Below are 18,407 nucleotides of genomic sequence, written 5' to 3' on the forward strand. Positions count from 1 at the left end.
CACAACTAACCATGCCAGAAGATGGCTGTCGTTTTGCTGAACATGGGCGGTGGGGAAGTTTTACAGTTGTTTTAGCGAGACCGGCCAATCCTGGTTGTTCAGCAGGCCCAGAGTCTTGAATTTACCGTTGGGCAGGACCTGCACGAACAACGCGCTGCCGTACTCGGAAAAGGCGGCATGGGGGAAGCCAAGGGTCTTTTCGAAGTCGGCGATACAGCCGCTGTGGGTGACGAATACCAGGTTGCGTCCTGGGGTCTTGTGGCTGAGCAATTCTTCGCCCATGGCCGCGCCGCACACCGCTTGCTGGCCTGAGGTCAGCTCGTTTTTGCCAAACATGAAACGCAGGGTCTGGGCGGTGCGGATGGCTGGGCTGGCGAGTACGTCGCTGCCGGCCATGCCCAGTAAATTGAAGGACTTGCCGAGTTTTTCAGCTTGCTGGCTGCCGTTGATCGTCAGCCCTTCGACGGGGCCCAGGCACGGGTTGGCCGAACGGTCGCAGCGCTCTTCGTGACGCACCAGCACGATCACATCGCCGTCGCGCCACAATGGCAACACCTGGGACGTGAGCAGGCGATTGCCGACGCCCAGGTCCCGCGGCGACATGGGCCACATCAAGCTGCCAGTGAGCAGCAGGCCGATCACGGCGATGCCCAGCCAAAGCCTGGTCAGGCGCTTGAAAAAGGCCCGCGGCGAGCGCGCTTTGGTCAGGGTAAGGTCAACCACTTTATTCACCATGGGCACTGTCGGCAGTGTTGTATTAATTAGACGCAACGCAGTGGCGAATGCCCGTAGTGAGGCAGGAGGCTGTCACAGGGCTGCTGTCTTTTCGCTGAACACGTCGCGGTTAAAAGTTGCCAGGCGTGGCAACTAAAAAGTTGCCGACGAGTGACACATGGCCGGTAATTTAAAGTGCGCTGGGTTGGCGGCCGGTGAAATCCATGTGAAAAATTTGCGTGGCGTTGATCCACAGCCGTTATTCTCGATGACCGCCCCCAGACGAGTGTTGCCATGTTGCAGGTGCAAGGTGTTTTCAAGAGCTATGCCACGCCCCAGGGGCCGCTGGCGGTGTTGGCAGGCGTGGACTTGCACCTGGCACCGCGCAGCAGCCTGGCGTTGATGGGCGAGTCGGGCAGCGGCAAGAGCACGCTGTTGCACCTGGTGGCCGGGCTCGACCGGGTAGACGGCGGCCGCATCCAGGTCGGCGAGCGGCGCCTGGACCAACTCAGCGAATCCCAACTGGCCCATTGGCGCCGCACCGACATCGGCCTGGTGTTCCAGCAGTTCAACCTGATCGGCAGTTTGCGTGTCGACGACAACCTGGCGTTCCAGGCCCGTTTGGCAGGGCGTTTCGACCCGCAGTGGCAAGCGCAGCTGGTGGAGCGCCTGGGGCTTGGGGACTTGCTCAAGCGCTACCCCGAGCAACTGTCCGGCGGCCAGCAGCAACGGGTGGCGGTAGGCCGTGCCTTGGCGTCGCGGCCGGGGCTGTTGCTGGCGGACGAGCCCACCGGCAACCTTGACGAAGCCACCAGCGACGAAGTGCTGCAATTGCTGCTGGACCTGCTGCGCGATAGTCCCACCAGCCTGTTGATGGTCACCCACAGCCCACGCATCGCCGCGCGCCTGGACCGGCAGGTGGTGTTGCATCGCGGTCGTGTCGTGCCTGCGGACGGCGCTTGAGATGGCCGTGTTTTATTGGGCGTTGCGTGCGCTGCTGAGCCACTGGCGACGGCACCCCGTGCAGTTTTTCAGTGTGCTGACCGGGCTATGGTTGGCCACTGCGCTGTTGACCGGCGTGCAGGCGTTGAACAGCCAGGCCCGCGACAGCTATGCCCGTGCCAGCCAATTGATCGGCGGCGAACCTCAGGCCAGCCTCAGTGCGCCGGACGGTGCCAGTTTCCCCCAAGCGCTATTTGCCCAATTGCGCCGCGCTGGCTGGCCGGTGTCGCCGGTGGTGCAGGGGCGGGTGCAGCTCAAGGGGCATGAAGACGCGCGCGTGCAATTGATGGGCATCGACCCGCTGTCCTTGCCCGGCAGTGGCGCAGTGGCCGGGCAGCGTTTGAGCCAGGCGCAGATGCTTGGGTTTTTTACGCCGCCGGGGCGCACCTGGATTGCGCCGCAGACGTTGCAGGCCTTGGGGTTACAGGAAGGTCAGCAGCCGACGACCCTGAGTGGCCGCACGCTCCCACCGCTGCAAGCCCAGCCAGACATGGCGCCAGGGGTGTTGCTCACCGATATCAGTTTCGCCCAGCCGCTGCTGGACATGCCCGAGCGCCTGTCGCGCCTGCTGCTGGACAAGGCATTCGCCGCCACCCAGCCCACGCCTCCCGCTGGGCTGCACCTTAAGCAAGGTGAAGACAACAACCTCGCGCGCCTCACCGAAAGCTTTCACTTGAACCTCGATGCCTTGGGCTTTTTGTCCTTTGTGGTGGGGCTGTTTATCGTGCACGCCGCCATTGGCCTGGCCCTGGAACAGCGGCGCGGGCTGCTGCGCACGTTACGGGCGTGTGGGGTGAGCGTGCGTCTGCTGATCCTCAGTTTGGGCGTGGAGTTAGGTGTGCTGTCGTTGCTCGGCGGGGCACTTGGCGTGGCCAGTGGTTACTGGCTGGCCAGCCTGTTACTGCCGGATGTGGCCGCCAGCCTGCGCGGGTTGTATGGCGCTGAGGTTCCCGGGCAATTGAACCTGAGCCCGTGGTGGTGGGGGGCGGGGCTGGGCCTGAGTTTGCTCGGTGCCTTGCTGGCCGGTGCCAGCAGCCTATGGCGCGCGGCGCGCCTGCCGTTGTTGGCGCTGGCCAACGCCCAGGCCTGGCACGAGGCCCATGGGCGCTGGTTGCGGCGCCAGGGGTGGGTGGCTGCCGGGGCGTTGTTGATCGCGCTGTTGGCCCTGTGGCTGGGTGACAGCCTGGCCGCCGGTTTTGTGCTGATGGCCGCGTTGCTGCTGGGCGCGGCCCTGGGCCTGCCGGTGCTGCTCAATGGCCTGCTCAAGGCCGTGCTGGGGCGCAGCCGGTCGGTGCTCGGCCAATGGTTTCTCGCCGATTGTCGTCAACAACTGCCGGCCCTGAGCCTGGCGTTGATGGCGCTGCTATTGGCCCTGGCCGCCAATATCGGCGCAGGCTCGATGACCTCGGGCTTTCGTCACACCTTCAATCATTGGTTGGAACAACGCCTGACGGCCGAGCTGTACCTCAACCCACAGACGCCGGCCCAGGCTGAGCAGCTCGGCACCTGGCTGGCGGGGCAACCGCTGGTACAAACCGTGCTGCCCACCTGGCAGGTCGCCGTGCAACTGCAAGGCTGGCCGGCGGAGCTGTTTGGCGTGGTCGATGACCCCACCTATCGCCAACACTGGCCGTTGCTGGACGCAGTGAGCGCGCCTTGGGACCAGCTGCAGCACGGCGACACCCTGATGCTCAGCGAACAACTGGCGCGCCGGCTGGCGGTGAGTGTGGGCGATACGGTGCAGATTCCCACGCCGCAGGGTGTGTGGGCACCCAGGGTGGTGGGGATCTACGCCGATTACGGCAACCCCAAGGGGCATCTGTTGGTCAATGCCAAGCACCTGCTGGCCCGTTGGCCGACGCTCTCACCTGCACGTTTCAACCTGCGGGTTGCCCCGCCCGACGTGGCGCCGCTGGTGCGTGAAGTACAGCGTGTGTTCGCCCTGGATGACAGCCGCATCGTCGACCAACAGCAACTCAAGGGCTGGTCGAGCCAGGTGTTCGAACGCACCTTTGCCGCCACCGCCGCGCTGAACAGCCTTACCCTCGGCGTGGCGGGTGTGGCGTTGTTTATCAGCCTGCTGACCCAGAGCCAGAGCCGCCTCGGCCAACTCGCCCCGTTGTGGGCATTGGGCGTCACGCGTCGGCAACTGATGCTGCTCAACCTGGGGCAAACCTGGCTGCTGGCAGTGCTCACGCTGATCCTGGCCTTGCCCCTGGGGTTGCTGCTGGCCTGGTGCCTGGACGCGGTGATCAACGTGCAGGCCTTTGGCTGGCGCCTGCCGTTGCAGGTGTTCCCGTGGCAACTTGCCCAGTTGTTGGGGTTGGCGCTGTTGGCCACGCTGCTGGCCTCGGCCTGGCCGTTATGGCAGTTGTACCGCAGCCGTCCGGCTGACCTGTTAAGGACGTTTGCCCATGAGGATTAATACGCTGGGGTTCGCGCTGTTGCTGCTAGTGAGCGCGTGCGACAAAGCCCCCGCGCCCGCGGAGAGCTTCGCGGGGCTGGGCAGTGACGCGGCGGACTTTGCCCAAGTGGTGCCCGGCAAGGTCTTCAACTTTCCCGAGGACCATGGCCCCCACGATGGCTTTCGCATCGAGTGGTGGTACGTCACCGCCAACCTCAAGGACGCCGAGGGCCGTGTGTTCGGGGTGCAATGGACGCTGTTTCGCAACGCCCTCAAGGCCGGGCCGTTGCAAACGGGCTGGCAGGATTCCACCGTGTGGCTTGGCCACGCCGCCGTCACCTCCGCTACCCAGCACTACGCCGCCGAACGTTTTGCCCGTGGTGGCGTGGGCCAGGCCGGTGCCCAGGCAGCGCCGTTAAATGCCTGGATCGACGACTGGAATTTCGCCACCCAGCCCGGCGCCGCAAGCCCCCTGGCAGCGATGCAACTCAAGGCCAGTGGCGCGCAGTTCGCCTACGACTTGCAGCTGACTTCCAGCCGCCCATTGGTGCTGCAAGGCGACAAGGGCTACAGCCGTAAATCCGACCAAGGCCAGGCCTCTTACTATTACAGCCAACCGTTTTTTACCGCCAATGGCCGTGTGACCCTCGACGGCAAAACCTATCAGGTCAGCGGCGCTGCCTGGCTCGACCGTGAGTGGAGCAGCCAGCCGCTGGGTGCGAACCAGACCGGCTGGGACTGGTTCTCCCTGCACCTGGACCGGGGCGAGCAATTAATGCTTTTTCGTGTGCGGCAAACCGATGGCGCCGGGTATCTCACCGGTACTTGGATCGATGCACAAGGCCACACAGAGACGCTGCACAACGCCGATATCCAGCTTACCCCGCTGCACACTACGACTGTCGACGGCCGAAAAATACCGACGCGCTGGTCACTGAAAATTCCCGGCAAACAGTTGGATATCACCCCGCAGGCTGTCAACCCGAACGCCTGGATGAACCTGAGTATTCCGTACTGGGAAGGGCCGGTACGGTTTGACGGGGGCGAGGGGTATCTGGAGATGACCGGATATTAGCTAGGTAAAATTTCCTACAAAAACACTGGACATGCATACAGTTGTTGGCTAGATTCCATCCCAGGTGACCGGATGTCACCTGACCTTCAGTTTTTAACTATGGATGGATAAAAAATGAAATCGAAAAAAGCCTTTATGTTGGGCGCGGCCATGGCGGCTACCTGCTTCATTTCCGCCTTTGCCCTGGCTGGACAAACCCCTCAGAAACTCACTAGTGAGGCGGTCAAGCAGGCCGTGGACAAGGCGCTTAAAACCGGCGCAAAGCTGGACGCGACGAAGGTCTCGGCCAGCCTCAAGCACAAGCTCCAGGCGGCTAAGTCCGGGCAGTCCAAAGCACTCACCCAGTCGGCCAAGGCCGCGCCTTTCAATACGCCGGTCGATGAGTTGAAAAAGCCGGGCCAGGCCGAGTTGAAAAGTGCTGCGCTCGCGGCCTTTGAACCCTTGTTTCCCACCCTGGATACCAACACCCTCTACACCATCAACGGTGTCGCGCAGGGCGAGGAGTTCGCCTACCACTTCAACCTGCCACAGAATGCGCGGGTCCAGGTGCAACTGGTCGGCCAGAGCGTCGGCACCGATATGTCGCTGACGCTGTTCCAAGACGACGGCCAGGGCAACCTGAGTGTGGTGGGTTCCTCGGATGCTGCCGGCAATACCGATGAGTACCTCAACGGTGTGTTGCCCGCCGGTGATTACTACTGGTACATGGTGGCCAAGGTCGCCAACAACTCGCAGTTCAGCTTTGGCGTGGCGGTGGACACCAACATTGATGCCTACGAGCCCAACGACACGGCGCAGACCGCTTTTGTGCTGCCGGACTCGATGAACAAGGTCACCGGCAACCTTGATAACGCCAACGATGTCGATTACTTCGACTTCAAGGCGGTACGCGGCCAGAGCGTGAGCATGTACCTGGCAGGTGATGCCAATGGCAGCCGTGACCAGTGGATTTTCGATCGCTTCGATGGGGTCAACTGGGTCACTGTTCCAGCCGGTTCCACCTCCACCTACCCGAGTGTCACGCCGGGCACCACCGTGAAGGTGCGTGTGCGCGCCAACCCTGCCGTGGTGCAGGACCCGACCAAGCAATACCAGTTGAGCCTGGGCTCCTCGCCACGGCTGAATGCGTCGGACGTGAAGGGCGACAACATTGTGCGGGTGCCCGTCTCGGTATTCGCGTTGGCGACCCAGACGGCGCGGACGTTGAACTGGTCCACCAACTGGTCGGACTCCACGGGCGCACCGCTGTTGGGCGTGACGCCGGTGTTGCGTGTCGACAAGCGTTTTGACGGTGCCGAGTTCCACTGGGCTGATTTCAAGGCCACCACCAACAGTGCCGGTTCGTCCTTGGGCAGCGCCAATATTGGTGACTGCTTGGGCGATTACCGCGTGGTCATCCCGGACAGCAGCACCGGCGTGGCGTACAACTGGGACACCACGTTCAACTTCGGCGGCTGGCGCATCGAGCTGGACGAGTTCCCTGGGGTTGGGGTGGGGGGCGACAACGTTCAGTACGTGAGCCTGGGGCATATCTGCACCCAGAACATCGTCCACTGATGCGGTGTGGTAAATGAGAAGGGGCAGCCTGCATGGGCTGCCCTTTTTTTCGTCCGCGCGGTGTTACTGAGCGCTCAACGCCAACGACAACGGCAGGCGCGCCATGCTCTTACTCTTCAACGAGCCCAGGTACAACCAGTCGCCATACTCCCGGGCGGTGGTGATGGGGGAGTAGTTGCCCGGGCTGCCATCCTGCAAATTGGCGATCACGTTCCCCTTGGTATCCAGCCCCAGTACAAAGGCTTTGCGCTCTACGGGCTTGGGCACCACCATCAGGGCGCGCACCATCACCTTGCGCATCAGCGGGTAGCCGGCAAAGCCATCGAGCAACGGGTTGCGCGGCGAATACAGCGCCACCCAGAAGCGGTCCTGGCCGTTAAAGCTGAGGTTGTCCGGCAGGCCGGGCAGGTTGTCGATAAACAGGTCATGACTGCCGCTGCGCTCGCCCTTGAGCCAGTAGCGGCTGATGCGATAGGCGCCGGTTTCATTCACCAGCACATAGTTTTCGTCCGGGCCCAGGGCCACGCCGTTGGCGAATTGCAGTTGGTCCAGCAGCACTTCGGTGGTGCCGTTGCTGAAGTCATAGCGCAGCAGCCGGCCATCGCCGCCATGCTCAATCACCGCTTCGCCGTCCTGCCCGTAACCCCAGCGGCTGGACGCATCGCTGAAATACGCATAGCGCCCGCTGGCGTCCACGGTCACGTCGTCGGTAAAGCCGAATGGCACGCCGTTGGCGGCGGTGCTTAACGTGGTGAGTTGGCGATGCTCGTCCAGCGCCAGCAGGCCCTTGATGCCATCGGCGATGATCAGGCGCCCGTCCGGGTGCAACGCCAGGCCCAAGGGGCGCCCGCCGGTATTGGCCAGTACTTCCAGGGTGCTGCTGCTGGGGGAGGTGCGAATGATGCGCCCGTCATGCAGGCCACTGATCAAGTAGCCCTGGGCGTCCAGCACCAGGGCTTCGGGGCCGGCGATGTCCTGGGCGCCGATTTTTTGCACGGCCTTGAGCCGCAGGTTTTCCGCAAAGGGGCCGTCTTTCATCGACGGTGCCTTGGGCGGTGCCCAGTTCACCGGCTGCACTTTGGTGGGCATCAACAGTAAAAAGGCGACCACCGCCAGCAGCAGTACGAACAACAGATGACGCAGTTTTTTGGGACGGGTACTCATGACGATTCCTGGTTGTCGTTGTGGCTCGGTTCCCAGTGCAGGGTGCCGAACAGGTAGTCCATCAGGGGAAGAACAATATTGAAATTGCGCCCTTGCATCAGCTCACGGCGGTGATGCAAGGCGTGCAGCCGATGCATCTGCCGCAGCCACGGCAAGCGTGCCACGGGGTGCTCGGCAGGCAGGTGTTCACACGCGTGGAACACCTCGTACAGCAGGTAGCCAAGGAGCATGCACCCGGCAAACAAGCCGGCCACGTTGGGGCTCAGTTGCTTGAGCAGCCACCAGGCGGGCAGGGTGATCGCCAGGCTGTGCAGTACGATCAGCCAGGCCGGGAACAGGATCACGCGCCAGTCCCTGGGGCTGTCGTAGGTCATATGGCCAGGGGTGAAAAAGCTGTGGTGATCGCCGGTGTGACGCGCGTAGAACAACCGGGAAAGCGCATGTTTGTGATGGCCGAGGTGACGGTGTACCAGGTAGATGCAGAGGTTGAAGAACACCAGGGTCAGCGGCACGCTCAGCCATTGCACTGCACTGATCTGCGCGGTGGAGGACCAGGCCAGGGTGATACCGGCAATACCGTAGGCAAGTACGAAACCGGCGTGCAGCCAGGGGTTGTAATAGCGATGAACCTTGGCGCGGTAACGCTCACGAAAAGCCTCGGTGGGGTGTTGCATGGTGGGGCGCTCGGTGTTTTTTTATTGGAGCCTGAGCTTAGTTGGTGATGGGGAATCCGCGAGCTTTTTGCAGGCTCACCACAGAGCAATGTCGTTTTCGCCGCTTAGATGAGTGGGTCCCAACGCTGCGACCAGTCACTCTCGGCCTTGACCACCCCGCGCAGCAATTCCAACGCCTGTTGCAGTACTGCCGAATCCCGCGCCCGTGAGTACACCAGGTACGTGGGGAAGTTGAATTCCGGCGCCTTGGGCACGCGTTGCATCACTCCGCTGTCCAGGTAGCTCTGTACCACACGGGTGCGGAAGTAACCCGCGCCGCCGTTTTCCAATATGTACTGCAACGCCAATGGCCCGAGGTTGAAGCTCAGTGCGGCGCGGGCCTTGTCGGGCAGGGCGGTGTCATGTTGCTGGCGAAAGCCCGGGCCCCAGTCGATGTAGACGTAGGGATCAGGCTTGCTCGCCAACTGCACCAGAATCAGTTTCTCCTCCAGCACCTGCTCCACTTGCAAGCCAGGCCAGTATTGCGGTTGGAACACCAGCGCGGCATCCAGCACCCCCAGTTCCAACTGGCGCAGCAGGTAGTCGCCTTCGCGCACTTCAGTGCGCAACGCGTGGCCGGGGATATGCTCGCGCAGGGCCTGGGCCCAGCCGAGCATCAATGGGTTGCACAGGCTGACTTCACCGCCGATATGCAACACATTGCGATAGCCATCGGGCAGTGGCAGGTCGCGTTTGGCGGCTTCCCAGGTTTGCAGCAACTGGTTGGCGTATACCACGAACGCCTCGCCATCGGCGGTAAGGCGGGCACCGGCGCGGTTGCGCACAAACAAGGTGCTGCCCAACTGGCTTTCCAGGTTTTTGACCCGGGCGGTGATGGCGGTCTGGGTGACGTGCAGCTTCTCGGCCGCCGCCGCCAAGCTGCCGCAGCGGCTGATTTCGAGGAAGGTGCGTGCCAGTTCAATGTCCATGGTTACGGCTTCACGTCTGCGGGCCTGGCTCGCGCGAAGTAGACCGTGGCGGTGTCATCGGGGGTCTGGGCGGGTGCAGTGAAAAAGGGCTGGCCGGCCAGTGGGTCGGTGTGAGCGCAACCTTGCAAGCAGGCCAGCGCCAAGAAAAGACCTGTCCATGTGTGGGTTCTCGGCATGGCGAAACGACTCTGGAAACAGTGAGGCGGCGAGGATAGCACCGTCAGTGCACAGCTTGGGCATCGCTGCACACGGTCGAGCGTGGTGGCTTGGTGCCGTGTGCCAGGTAATCCCCCACCCACTGGCTCACGCAGGCGCTCACCCCGCTGAACGAAACCCCGTGGGCATAGGTGTCTTTGAGTTGTACGCGGCTGGCCGGGAAGGTCCGTTCGAACGCCCATGCGGCGCCGGTGGACGGGGCCTGGTCGTCGAATTCGGCTTGCACCATCAGCAAACTGTCGAGTTTGGCCAGCGCCTTGTGGGGCAACGGGCTGGCATTTTTGCGCGGCCAGGTGGTGCATTGGCGGGCTTCCTGGGCGCTGCCGGCGACGGGGTGCCGAGCGAGGGATTCTTCTTCCTTCTGTTGCCATATGGCTTCGCTGGAGTAGACCGAGTCGTTACACAAAATGGCGGTTTTTACCGAGTCGGCGGCCGACATCCGTAATGGCCCAGGTTTTGGCACGCTCGCCTGCAAGGGCTCGCGAACACGCTGCAACAGCAGGCTGAACATCAACTTGGCGCGCTCTTCGACCATTGGGTCCGGGCTGAACTGATGGGCCCTGGCCCGCGCTTCCAGGGCCAGGTCATCGCTGTTTGGGGTTTCCCGCAGCCAGCGGCTGAGCAGATGGGCGCCCATCAGCGCGGCCGGGTCGCTGTAGAAGCGGTTGTTGGAGCGCAACGCGGTGCGCACGCTTGGCAGTAACTCCATAAACACACGGCGCACGGCGGCGGGGCTGTCACCCAGTTGATACACCCCAGGGTCAAGGGCGGCGGGCTGGGCGACGAAACGCTCAAAGATTTTCTCCTTCTCACCGGCCACGATAAAGCTGGCGTGCTCGAAGGTAGATGTCCAATTGATATTGGAGTCCAACACCATGCGCCCCACATGCGCCGGGAACAGCCCGCCATACCAAGCCCCGAGCCAGGTGCCGTAGGCATTGCCCAAGTAGTTGAATTGCAACTCGCCCAATTGCTTGCGCACAAACTCCAGGTCGCGGGCGGTTTGTTCGGTGGTGATGTAGGGCGCCAAGGGATGGCTGGCACAGGCTTGGGCAATCAGCCGGGCGTTGTCGCGCACGGCGGCCAAGTTGGCTTCGCTGCGGTCTTCGCTGGCATCCCCTTGTGGCACCACAAGCCTGTCGGAGCGGCACTCCAGGCGTGACGCCGGTACGCTGCCCAACCCGCGCGGGGTGACTTCGATCACGTCATAGGTGTCGGCCAGCATGCGGTAGGTTTCGCCCCAGTCGGGTTGCCGGGCGTAATGCTTCCAGACCGAGGCCAAGTGCACGGCAAATGCTCCACCGGCATCCAGCCCAGGACCGCCGGGGTTGGCGAACAGGGCACCCTGGCGCGACAGTGGCTGCCTGGCGCCTACGCGGGTGATGTCGAAGCTGATGCTGCCGCGCTCAGGCGCGGTGTGGTCGAGGGGGGCGGTGACGATGCCGCATTGAGTACGTTCGACCACTTCCGGGTCCAGCCGGGCCAGCGCCGGTTGCGGGCAATCCAGGAACCATTCGATGCCAAAGGCAGAGGAGGGTGTTTCACTGTGGCCGATAGCAGGGTTGAGGGTGGTCAGCAGTACCAGGCATCGGAAGGCCCTGGCACGTGCAGTCGGGCGGGATTTCATCTGCAGTCCTGGTCAGTCGTGTGGGAAAAAGAAGCCACGGTTGTGGCTTCTTATTCGGAGCGACTTTTTTACCAAGGACCACGAGGGGAAAATGTAGGAGGACCAAACGGGGTTTGTATGAAACGTGACTTTCGTTTATCAGACGTCGGGCTTCCAGCCGCCCCCCAGTGCCTTGTACAACGCGATACTGGCTTGCAGGCGTGACAGCCGCAGTTGCACGTTCAAGTCCTGGGCCGCGTACAGGGTGCGTTGGGTTTCCAGCACCGTGAGCAGGTCTTCGGCCCCTGCCTGGTAGCGACTTTCGGCGATCTGGAACGCGGTCTGCGCCTGTTGCAGTTCTTCACTTTGCCACTGGCGCTGCTGGTCGAGACGCGTGATAAGGCTGAGGGCTTTTTCTACATCGGCAAAGCCGTTGATGATCGTGCCGCGATAGGTTTGCAGCAACTCGTCCTGGCGTGCCCGGGCCTTGTCGCGTTCGGCGCTTAAACGGCCGTTGTTGAAGATCGGCGCCACCAGCCCCGAGGTCAGGGTATAGAAAGGGCTGCGCAATATTTCGTTGGCCTTGTAGGCGCCGGAGCCAACGGTTGCTCCCAAGGTCAAGGTGGGCAGCATGGCGGCGCGGGCAACCGTCACATCGGCACTGGCTGCGGCCAATTGCGCCTCGGCCTGGGCGATGTCCGGGCGCTGGGTCAGCAGTTCGCTGGGTAGCCCCGCGCCGATGGTCGGCCAGGTCAGCGCCTGGAATGGCTCGGTGCCCAGGTCGAGGGTTTGCACCGGTTGGCCGAGGAGGGCGGCCAAGGTGATCTGGGATTCTTCGGCCACTTGCTGGGTCTGCGGCAGTTGCCGCTGCTGGCTGGCCACCAGGCTTTTTTGCTGGGCCAGTTCCAGGGCGGTGGCGGAACCGGCGTCGTAGCGGGTTTGCACCAACCCGAGCACATTGCGTGCATTGGCCAGGTTCAACTCGGCGATTTGCTGGCGTTGGCGGGCGGCCAGGGTTTGCGCGTAGCGGTCGGCCACGTTGCTGAGCAGGGTCAGCTCTACGGTGGCCTGGTCAAACTGGCTGGCCCGCAGGGTTTGCACGGCACTGTCGCGGGCGGCGGCGCGGCCTCCCCAGAAGTCGACTTCGTAGCTGGCAGTGAAGTTGGCGTCGTAGCTGTTGACGGTGTTGTTGCTTTCGGTGGCATCCAGGTCCGAGTTGCCGCTGCCTCGCAGCAGCCGTTCACGGCTGGCGGCGAGGTTGAACTTCACCTCGGGCAACAACGGCGCGCCGGCAATCACGGCGCTGGCCTGGGCTTGGCGCACACGGGCGGTGGCCGCCGCCACGTCGAAGCTGTCGCGGCGGGCCTGCTCCACCAGGCGATTGAGTTGGGGGCTGCCAAATTGCGTCCACCACTGCTGTTGGGTGGCCAGGGCATTATTGCGCACGGCGAATTGCCAGGCCGTCGGCGGCGCGATACCGCTGTCGACGGCGGGCGGGTTGCCGGTGCAGGCATTCAACAGCAGGCACAGGCTGAGGACGGACAGGAGCGAAGGGATGGATCGATTATTCACTGGTCAACGCCTTAACCGGATCGAGCCGGGCAGCTTTACGGGCCGGCATAAAGCCGAATACGACACCGGTGACCAACGCGCAACCAAATGCGCCCAACACCGCCACCAGGGAAAACTGCACCGCCACCTTTGCCAGCACCAATACGCCGCCCACCAACAAGGCGAGGGCGATGCCACACAGGCCGCCGACCACCGAGAGCATCACCGCTTCGGTGAGGAACTGGCGCAGGATGTCACGCTGGCGTGCGCCGGTGGCCATGCGGATGCCGATTTCACGGGTGCGCTCGCGCACGGTCATCAGCATGATGTTCATCACGCCGATGCCGCCCACCAGCAGCGAGATCGCGGCAATCGAGCCGAGCATCAGCGACAGGGTGTTTTGCGTGCGGGCTTCGGCCTGGATCATCGCCGCGTTGTTGGTCAGCTCATAGTCGTGCTTGCCGTTGTGCAGCTTGCGCATCAACTGGTTGATGGCCACTTCTGCTTCATGGACCTTGCGTGCATCGGCGGCGGCGATCACCACGTACTCGGGGTCGTAGCTGCCGAACAGGCGCACGCTGGCAGCGGTGTAGGGAATGGCGATACGGTCGTCGCTGTCCTTGTCGCCGGAGGTGGCGCCTTTTTCTGCCAGCACGCCGATCACCTGGAAGGGCACGTTCTCGATCAGGATGTACTGGCCGATGGGATTGACCGGGCCTTTGAACAGCTTCTCGCGGATGCGATGGCCGATGACCGCGACGGTGGCCCCGCTGCGTTCGTCAGCGGGTGTGAAGTAACTGCCTTCGACCACCGGCCAGTTGAAGATACCCGGAAAGTTGGTGTCATTGCCGCCTACATAGGCGATGTAGTCAAGGTTGCCATAACGCACGCCGGCCTTACTGCCGTTGACCGGCATGATGCGCTTGACCTGGGGCAACGCCGCCAGCGCCGCGACATCATTGAGGGTGACGATCCCTGGCGGTGTGCGCGGGTTAGGCGACGAACCACTCAAATACAGGATGTTGGAGCCAAACGCCCCCATCTGCGCCATGACCTGGCGCTTGCTGCCTTCGCCCACGGCCAGCATCACCACCACCGATGCCACGCCGATAATGATCCCCAGCAGGGTCAGCGCCGTACGAAAGCGGTTGATCCACATCACCCGCCAGGCGGCTTGCACCGCGTCCGCCAGTTCGGCCTTCCAGGCACCATTGTGTTCGGCGCCGTCGGCCAGGCGCTGGCGCAGGTCCACCGCTTGCAGCGCGCCGTTCGGGGCGGGTGGGGTAACGTCGTTGTGATGGGCCGAGTCGCTGATGATCTGGCCGTCACTGATTTCGATGATGCGGTTGGCCCGCGCCGCCACTTCGCGGTCGTGGGTGATCAGGATCACCACGTGGCCCTGGCTGGCCAGTTCGTCCAGCAGGGCCATCACCTCCTTGCCGCTGTGGCTGTCGAGGGCGCCGGTGGGTTCGTCGGCAAGGATGATATGGCCGCCGTTCATCAAGGCCCGGGCAATCGACACCCTTTGTTGCTGGCCGCCGGAGAGTTGGTGCGGGCGGTTGCTGGTGCGCTCGGCCAGGCCCAGGCGGGTGAGCAGGGCCTTGGCGCGAGCATGGCGTTCAGCGGCGCTGAGGCCGGCGTAGATCGCCGGCATTTCGACGTTTTCCTGGGCCGAGCCCGATGGGATCAGGTGGTAGCCCTGGAACACAAAACCGAATGCCTCGCGGCGTAGCCAAGCCAGTTCGTCGCTGTCCAGGTGGGCGACGTTTTCCCCGGCGAACAGGTAGTCGCCGACGCTGGGGCGGTCGAGGCAGCCAAGGATGTTCATCAAGGTCGACTTGCCCGAACCGGAAGCCCCGACAATGGCGACGAACTCCCCTGCATGGATCGCCAGGTCAATGCCGCGCAATACGTCAACCTGGGGGCTGTCGCCGCCGCCGTAGGACTTGCGGATGTTCTTGAGTTCGATCAGGGGCGTGGTCAACTCAACCCCCATTGCCGTCGGCCGGCCCGACCAGCAGGTGGTCGCCTTCGTTCAGGCCGTCGAGCACCTGCACCCGCAGGCGATCGCTGATGCCCAGACGCACTTCGCGCTCCTCGACACGCCCGTTTTCGGCCACTACGCGGGCGATTTGCTTGTCGGCGCTGCTGGTGCCGAGCAGGGCGGCGACTGGCGCGGTGAGGGCGTCCTTGACCGCGCTTGCAACAAAAAACACCTGGGTGGTCATTTCGGCCATCAGGGCGTTGTCGCTGTTTTCCACATCCAGCAGCACGGTGTACAGCACCACACGGCCGCTGCCGCTCTTGCTGGAACTGGTGGGGCTGCCGCTGCCTTGGCTGGTTTCGTTCAACGGTTTGGGCGGGATCGGCAGGATCTGGCGCACGGTGCTGGTCCAGCGCCGGTTGCCGCCGCTCAAGGTGGTGAAATAGGCAGTCATGCCCGGTTTGACGTGGCCGATGTCGGCCTCTGACACCTCTGCCCACACGGTCATCGGCGACAACTTGGCGATGCGCAGGATCAACGGTGTCTGTTGCTGCGCGTTGAGGGTCTGGCCGACCCGCGCGTCCACCGCTACCACGGTGCCGTCCATCGGTGCATAAATACGCGTGTAGCCAAGCTCCGCTTCGTCACTGCGCAGGCTGGCCTGGGCTTGCAGGATCTGCGCCTGGAACATGTCGACCCGGGCCTGGGTGGCGCTCAGTTCGGCCTTGGCGGTTTGCACGTCTTCCTCGCGGGTGGCATTGCCGGCCACCAGGCGTTGCTGGCGCTGGTACTTCTGGCGGGCCAGCTCATGCAGGGCTTTTTGCTCTTGCAACTGGGCCTTGAGGTTCTCGATGGCATAGCGGCTGGCGTCGAGCTTGGCTTTTTGTGTGGATGGGTCGATCTCCACCAGCAACTGCCCTGCCTTGACCTGGTCGCCAGCCTCGACGTGGATCTTCTGGATCTGCCCGGATGCCTGGGCGCCCACGTCCACATAGCGGCGTGGTTGCAGGGTGCCCAGGGCGGTGACGCTGCTTTCGATATTGCCCCGCGTCACCGTGACGGTGGTGAGGGTGTCGCGACCCGGTGGCAGCACCTGCCAGGCGGCAACGGCGATGACGGGTATCAGGCACGCGACACCTAGCAGGGCGCGTCGGGCAGGTCGAGGGCGTTTCATGCTTAGGTTCCAGCCAGGAAAGTTCGGAGCGCAGTCGCGCAGCTGACAGTTAAACGAGAGAATTGCCCGCAGATTTAGGCTGTTACACACCGTGTAACAGGTCGGCTACAGAAAAAAAACGACCGTTGGCGCAAGACTTCTTTAAAAGTAGATGAGAATTACTATAAATTGCACGAGCTCAAACTGCCATCACGCAACGGAATGAAATGTAGGAGCGAGCTTGCTCACGAAAAAACGCCAACGAAGACCCGGGAAATCAGGGTTAACGCGGCGTTCTTGAGTTTTTCGTGAGCAAGCTCGCTCCTACAGCATCTAATGCCGCCCTCCGGCGGTCGGGAGTCATGTTGGAAAACTACTATCGCGAGCTGGTGTGTTTCCTCAACGCCAAGCTGGGCAACCGTCAGGTGGCCGAAGATGTGGTGCATGACGCTTACGTGCGGATATTGGAGCGTTCCAGCGACGTTCCCATCGACCAGCCACGTGCGTTTTTGTACCGCACCGCGCTGAACCTGGTGATCGACGGCCATCGGCGCAACGCCCTGCGCCAGTCCGAGCCGCTGGAGGTGCTGGACACCGAAGAGCGCTTCTCCCCCAGTTCGCCCCACGCCAGCCACGACCAGGTCCAGCGCATGGAGATGCTTGAACGTGCGCTCGCCGAGCTGCCGGCGGCCTGCCGCGACAGCTTCCTGCTGCGCAAACTGGAAGGCTTGACCCACCTGCAAATCGCCGAGCGCCTGAGCATTTCCCGGGCCCTGGTGGAGAAACACATCGTCAATGCGATGAAGCATTGCCGGGTGCGGATGCGCGAGTGGGACGCCTACTGATCAGCGATCGGTTAAATTTTATTTCACTGTCCTCGTTTCCTATCAACACATGACCTGTTGTTCTGCCTTCAGGTCTCGAAGGTTTTCCCGCCCCAACGCCACGGGGCTTATCCAGAGGACACTGGAATGACACAGGCAATTGCTTCGCCCGCGGTTCACGACCTTATCGGTATCGGTTTCGGCCCATCGAACCTGGCGCTGGCCATCGCCCTGCAGGAACGAGAGAAGACCCAGGGCAAACTGGACGCGCTGTTTCTCGACAAGCAGGCTGACTACCGCTGGCACGGCAATACCCTGGTGACTCAGAGTGAGTTGCAGATTTCCTTCCTCAAGGACCTGGTGACCCTGCGCAACCCCACCAGCCCGTATTCCTTCGTCAATTACCTCAAGGCCCACGATCGCCTGGTGGACTTCATCAACCTGGGCACCTTTTACCCCTGCCGTATGGAGTACAACGACTACCTGCGCTGGGTGGCCGCACAGTTCCAGGGCCAGGGCCGTTATGGCGAGGAAGTGCTGGCCATCGAACCGATCCTGCACCAGCTGCAGGTCGAGGCGTTGCGCGTGATTTCCCGGGATGCCCAGGGTGAGCAGCATGTGCGCACCACGCGCTCGGTGGTGGTCAGCGCCGGTGGTACGCCACGAGTGCCAGCAGCGTTCAAGGGGCTCAAGGACGACAGCCGTGTGTTCCACCACTCCCAATACCTGGCGCGCATGGCACAACAACCGTGCGTAGAAGGCAAGGCCATGCGCATCGCGATCATCGGCGGTGGGCAGAGCGCGGCTGAAGCCTTTATCGACCTGAACGACAGCTACCCGTCGGTGCAGGTGGACATGATCCTGCGCGGTTCGGCACTCAAGCCGGCCGATGACAGCCCGTTCGTCAACGAAGTGTTTTCGCCGGCGTTTACCGACCTGGTGTTCCAGCAGGTGGGTGCCGAGCGCGAGCGCCTTGTTGCCGAGTACCAGAACACCAACTATTCGGTGGTGGACCTGGACCTGATCGAACGCATCTACGGGATTTTCTATCGCCAAAAAGTTTCTGGCATCGCCCGTCACGCGTTCCGCACCATGACCGTGGTGGAGAAGGCCGTGGCCGGCCCGCTGGGGGTGGAACTGACCCTGCGCAACAACGCCAACGGTGACACCAGCGTTCATCATTACGATGCCGTGGTGCTGGCCACCGGCTACGAGCGCCAGATGCACCGCGAACTGCTGGCACCTCTGGAAACCTATATGGGTGACTTCGAAGTCGCGCGCGACTATCGCATCGTTACTGATGAGCGCTGCAAGGCTGGTATCTACATCCAGGGTTTCAGCCAGGCCAGCCATGGCTTGAGCGACACCTTGCTGTCGATTCTGCCGATCCGTGCCGATGAAATTGCTGCGTCGCTGTATGAAAACGACCGTCACCGTGGCAAAGGCCGTTCGGTGCAAGACCTGCTGCTGGCCACTGCGAGCTGACAAGCTGCGCTTGTGACCCGGAGGGCTGCC

14 protein-coding genes are annotated in these 18,407 nt (G+C 62.8%); 6 read left to right on the forward strand and 8 right to left on the reverse strand.

The features are described from left to right. Positions 1-60: 60 nt before the first annotated feature. Positions 61-735, reverse strand: a complete 675-nt coding sequence (locus ACLD1Y_RS24030; protein ID WP_429480273.1) for a histidine phosphatase family protein — start codon at positions 733-735, stop codon at positions 61-63. A 273-nt stretch (positions 736-1,008) separates the two neighbouring features. Between ACLD1Y_RS24030 and ACLD1Y_RS24035 the strand changes: the two genes are divergently transcribed. From ACLD1Y_RS24035 to ACLD1Y_RS24050, 4 genes are all read left to right on the forward strand, one after another. Further along, positions 1,009-1,677: an ABC transporter ATP-binding protein gene (locus ACLD1Y_RS24035; protein WP_429480274.1), complete on the forward strand. Its 669-nt coding sequence runs from the start codon at positions 1,009-1,011 to the stop codon at positions 1,675-1,677. Position 1,678: 1 nt separating this feature from the next. Then, complete coding sequence (locus tag ACLD1Y_RS24040) at positions 1,679-4,141, forward strand: FtsX-like permease family protein (RefSeq protein WP_429480275.1); 2,463 nt, start codon at positions 1,679-1,681, stop codon at positions 4,139-4,141. Continuing rightward, on the forward strand, positions 4,131-5,195 hold the full coding sequence (locus tag ACLD1Y_RS24045; protein ID WP_429480276.1) for a lipocalin-like domain-containing protein: 1,065 nt from the start codon (positions 4,131-4,133) through the stop codon (positions 5,193-5,195). The genes ACLD1Y_RS24040 and ACLD1Y_RS24045 overlap by 11 nt, the downstream gene beginning before the upstream one ends. 114 nt (positions 5,196-5,309) lie before the next feature. Beyond that, positions 5,310-6,752 carry a pre-peptidase C-terminal domain-containing protein gene (locus ACLD1Y_RS24050; RefSeq protein ID WP_429480277.1) on the forward strand — a complete coding sequence of 481 codons (1,443 nt, stop codon included), beginning with the start codon at positions 5,310-5,312 and terminating at the stop codon, positions 6,750-6,752. A 63-nt stretch (positions 6,753-6,815) separates the two neighbouring features. Here ACLD1Y_RS24050 and ACLD1Y_RS24055 read toward each other — a convergent pair whose 3' ends face one another. The 7 genes from ACLD1Y_RS24055 to ACLD1Y_RS24085 all read right to left on the reverse strand — a co-directional run bounded on the left by ACLD1Y_RS24055 (position 6,816) and on the right by ACLD1Y_RS24085 (position 16,089). After that, on the reverse strand, positions 6,816-7,916 hold the full coding sequence (locus ACLD1Y_RS24055; protein WP_429480278.1) for an SMP-30/gluconolactonase/LRE family protein: 1,101 nt from the start codon (positions 7,914-7,916) through the stop codon (positions 6,816-6,818). After that, positions 7,913-8,590 (reverse strand): sterol desaturase family protein, encoded by a 678-nt coding sequence (locus tag ACLD1Y_RS24060; RefSeq protein ID WP_429480279.1) that lies wholly within the window; start codon positions 8,588-8,590, stop codon positions 7,913-7,915. Before ACLD1Y_RS24060 ends, ACLD1Y_RS24055 begins: the two co-directional genes overlap by 4 nt. A 104-nt stretch (positions 8,591-8,694) precedes the next feature. Next, the gene (locus tag ACLD1Y_RS24065; RefSeq protein ID WP_429480280.1) at positions 8,695-9,558 is read right to left on the reverse strand and encodes a LysR family transcriptional regulator; all 864 of its coding nucleotides are present in this window, start codon (positions 9,556-9,558) and stop codon (positions 8,695-8,697) included. Between the two features lie 220 nt (positions 9,559-9,778). Then, the gene (locus tag ACLD1Y_RS24070; RefSeq protein ID WP_429480281.1) at positions 9,779-11,401 is read right to left on the reverse strand and encodes an alpha/beta fold hydrolase; all 1,623 of its coding nucleotides are present in this window, start codon (positions 11,399-11,401) and stop codon (positions 9,779-9,781) included. A 138-nt stretch (positions 11,402-11,539) separates the two neighbouring features. Next, positions 11,540-12,952: an efflux transporter outer membrane subunit gene (locus ACLD1Y_RS24075; protein ID WP_429480282.1), complete on the reverse strand. Its 1,413-nt coding sequence runs from the start codon at positions 12,950-12,952 to the stop codon at positions 11,540-11,542. Then, positions 12,945-14,927 carry a MacB family efflux pump subunit gene (locus ACLD1Y_RS24080; protein WP_429480283.1) on the reverse strand — a complete coding sequence of 661 codons (1,983 nt, stop codon included), beginning with the start codon at positions 14,925-14,927 and terminating at the stop codon, positions 12,945-12,947. The genes ACLD1Y_RS24075 and ACLD1Y_RS24080 overlap by 8 nt, the downstream gene beginning before the upstream one ends. Beyond that, a complete protein-coding gene (locus ACLD1Y_RS24085; protein WP_429480284.1) occupies positions 14,917-16,089 on the reverse strand; it encodes an efflux RND transporter periplasmic adaptor subunit in 1,173 nt (390 codons plus the stop codon). The genes ACLD1Y_RS24080 and ACLD1Y_RS24085 overlap by 11 nt, the downstream gene beginning before the upstream one ends. A gap of 341 nt (positions 16,090-16,430) precedes the next feature. On the opposite strand from ACLD1Y_RS24085, the gene ACLD1Y_RS24090 reads away from it, so the two are divergent. Further along, complete coding sequence (locus ACLD1Y_RS24090; RefSeq protein ID WP_429480285.1) at positions 16,431-16,913, forward strand: sigma-70 family RNA polymerase sigma factor; 483 nt, start codon at positions 16,431-16,433, stop codon at positions 16,911-16,913. 126 nt (positions 16,914-17,039) lie between these two features. Continuing rightward, positions 17,040-18,377 carry a lysine N(6)-hydroxylase/L-ornithine N(5)-oxygenase family protein gene (locus ACLD1Y_RS24095; protein ID WP_429480286.1) on the forward strand — a complete coding sequence of 446 codons (1,338 nt, stop codon included), beginning with the start codon at positions 17,040-17,042 and terminating at the stop codon, positions 18,375-18,377. Positions 18,378-18,407: the final 30 nt, after the last annotated feature.

Source organism: Pseudomonas sp. 18175 (assembly GCF_050432925.1).
Lineage (GTDB): Bacteria > Pseudomonadota > Gammaproteobacteria > Pseudomonadales > Pseudomonadaceae > Aquipseudomonas.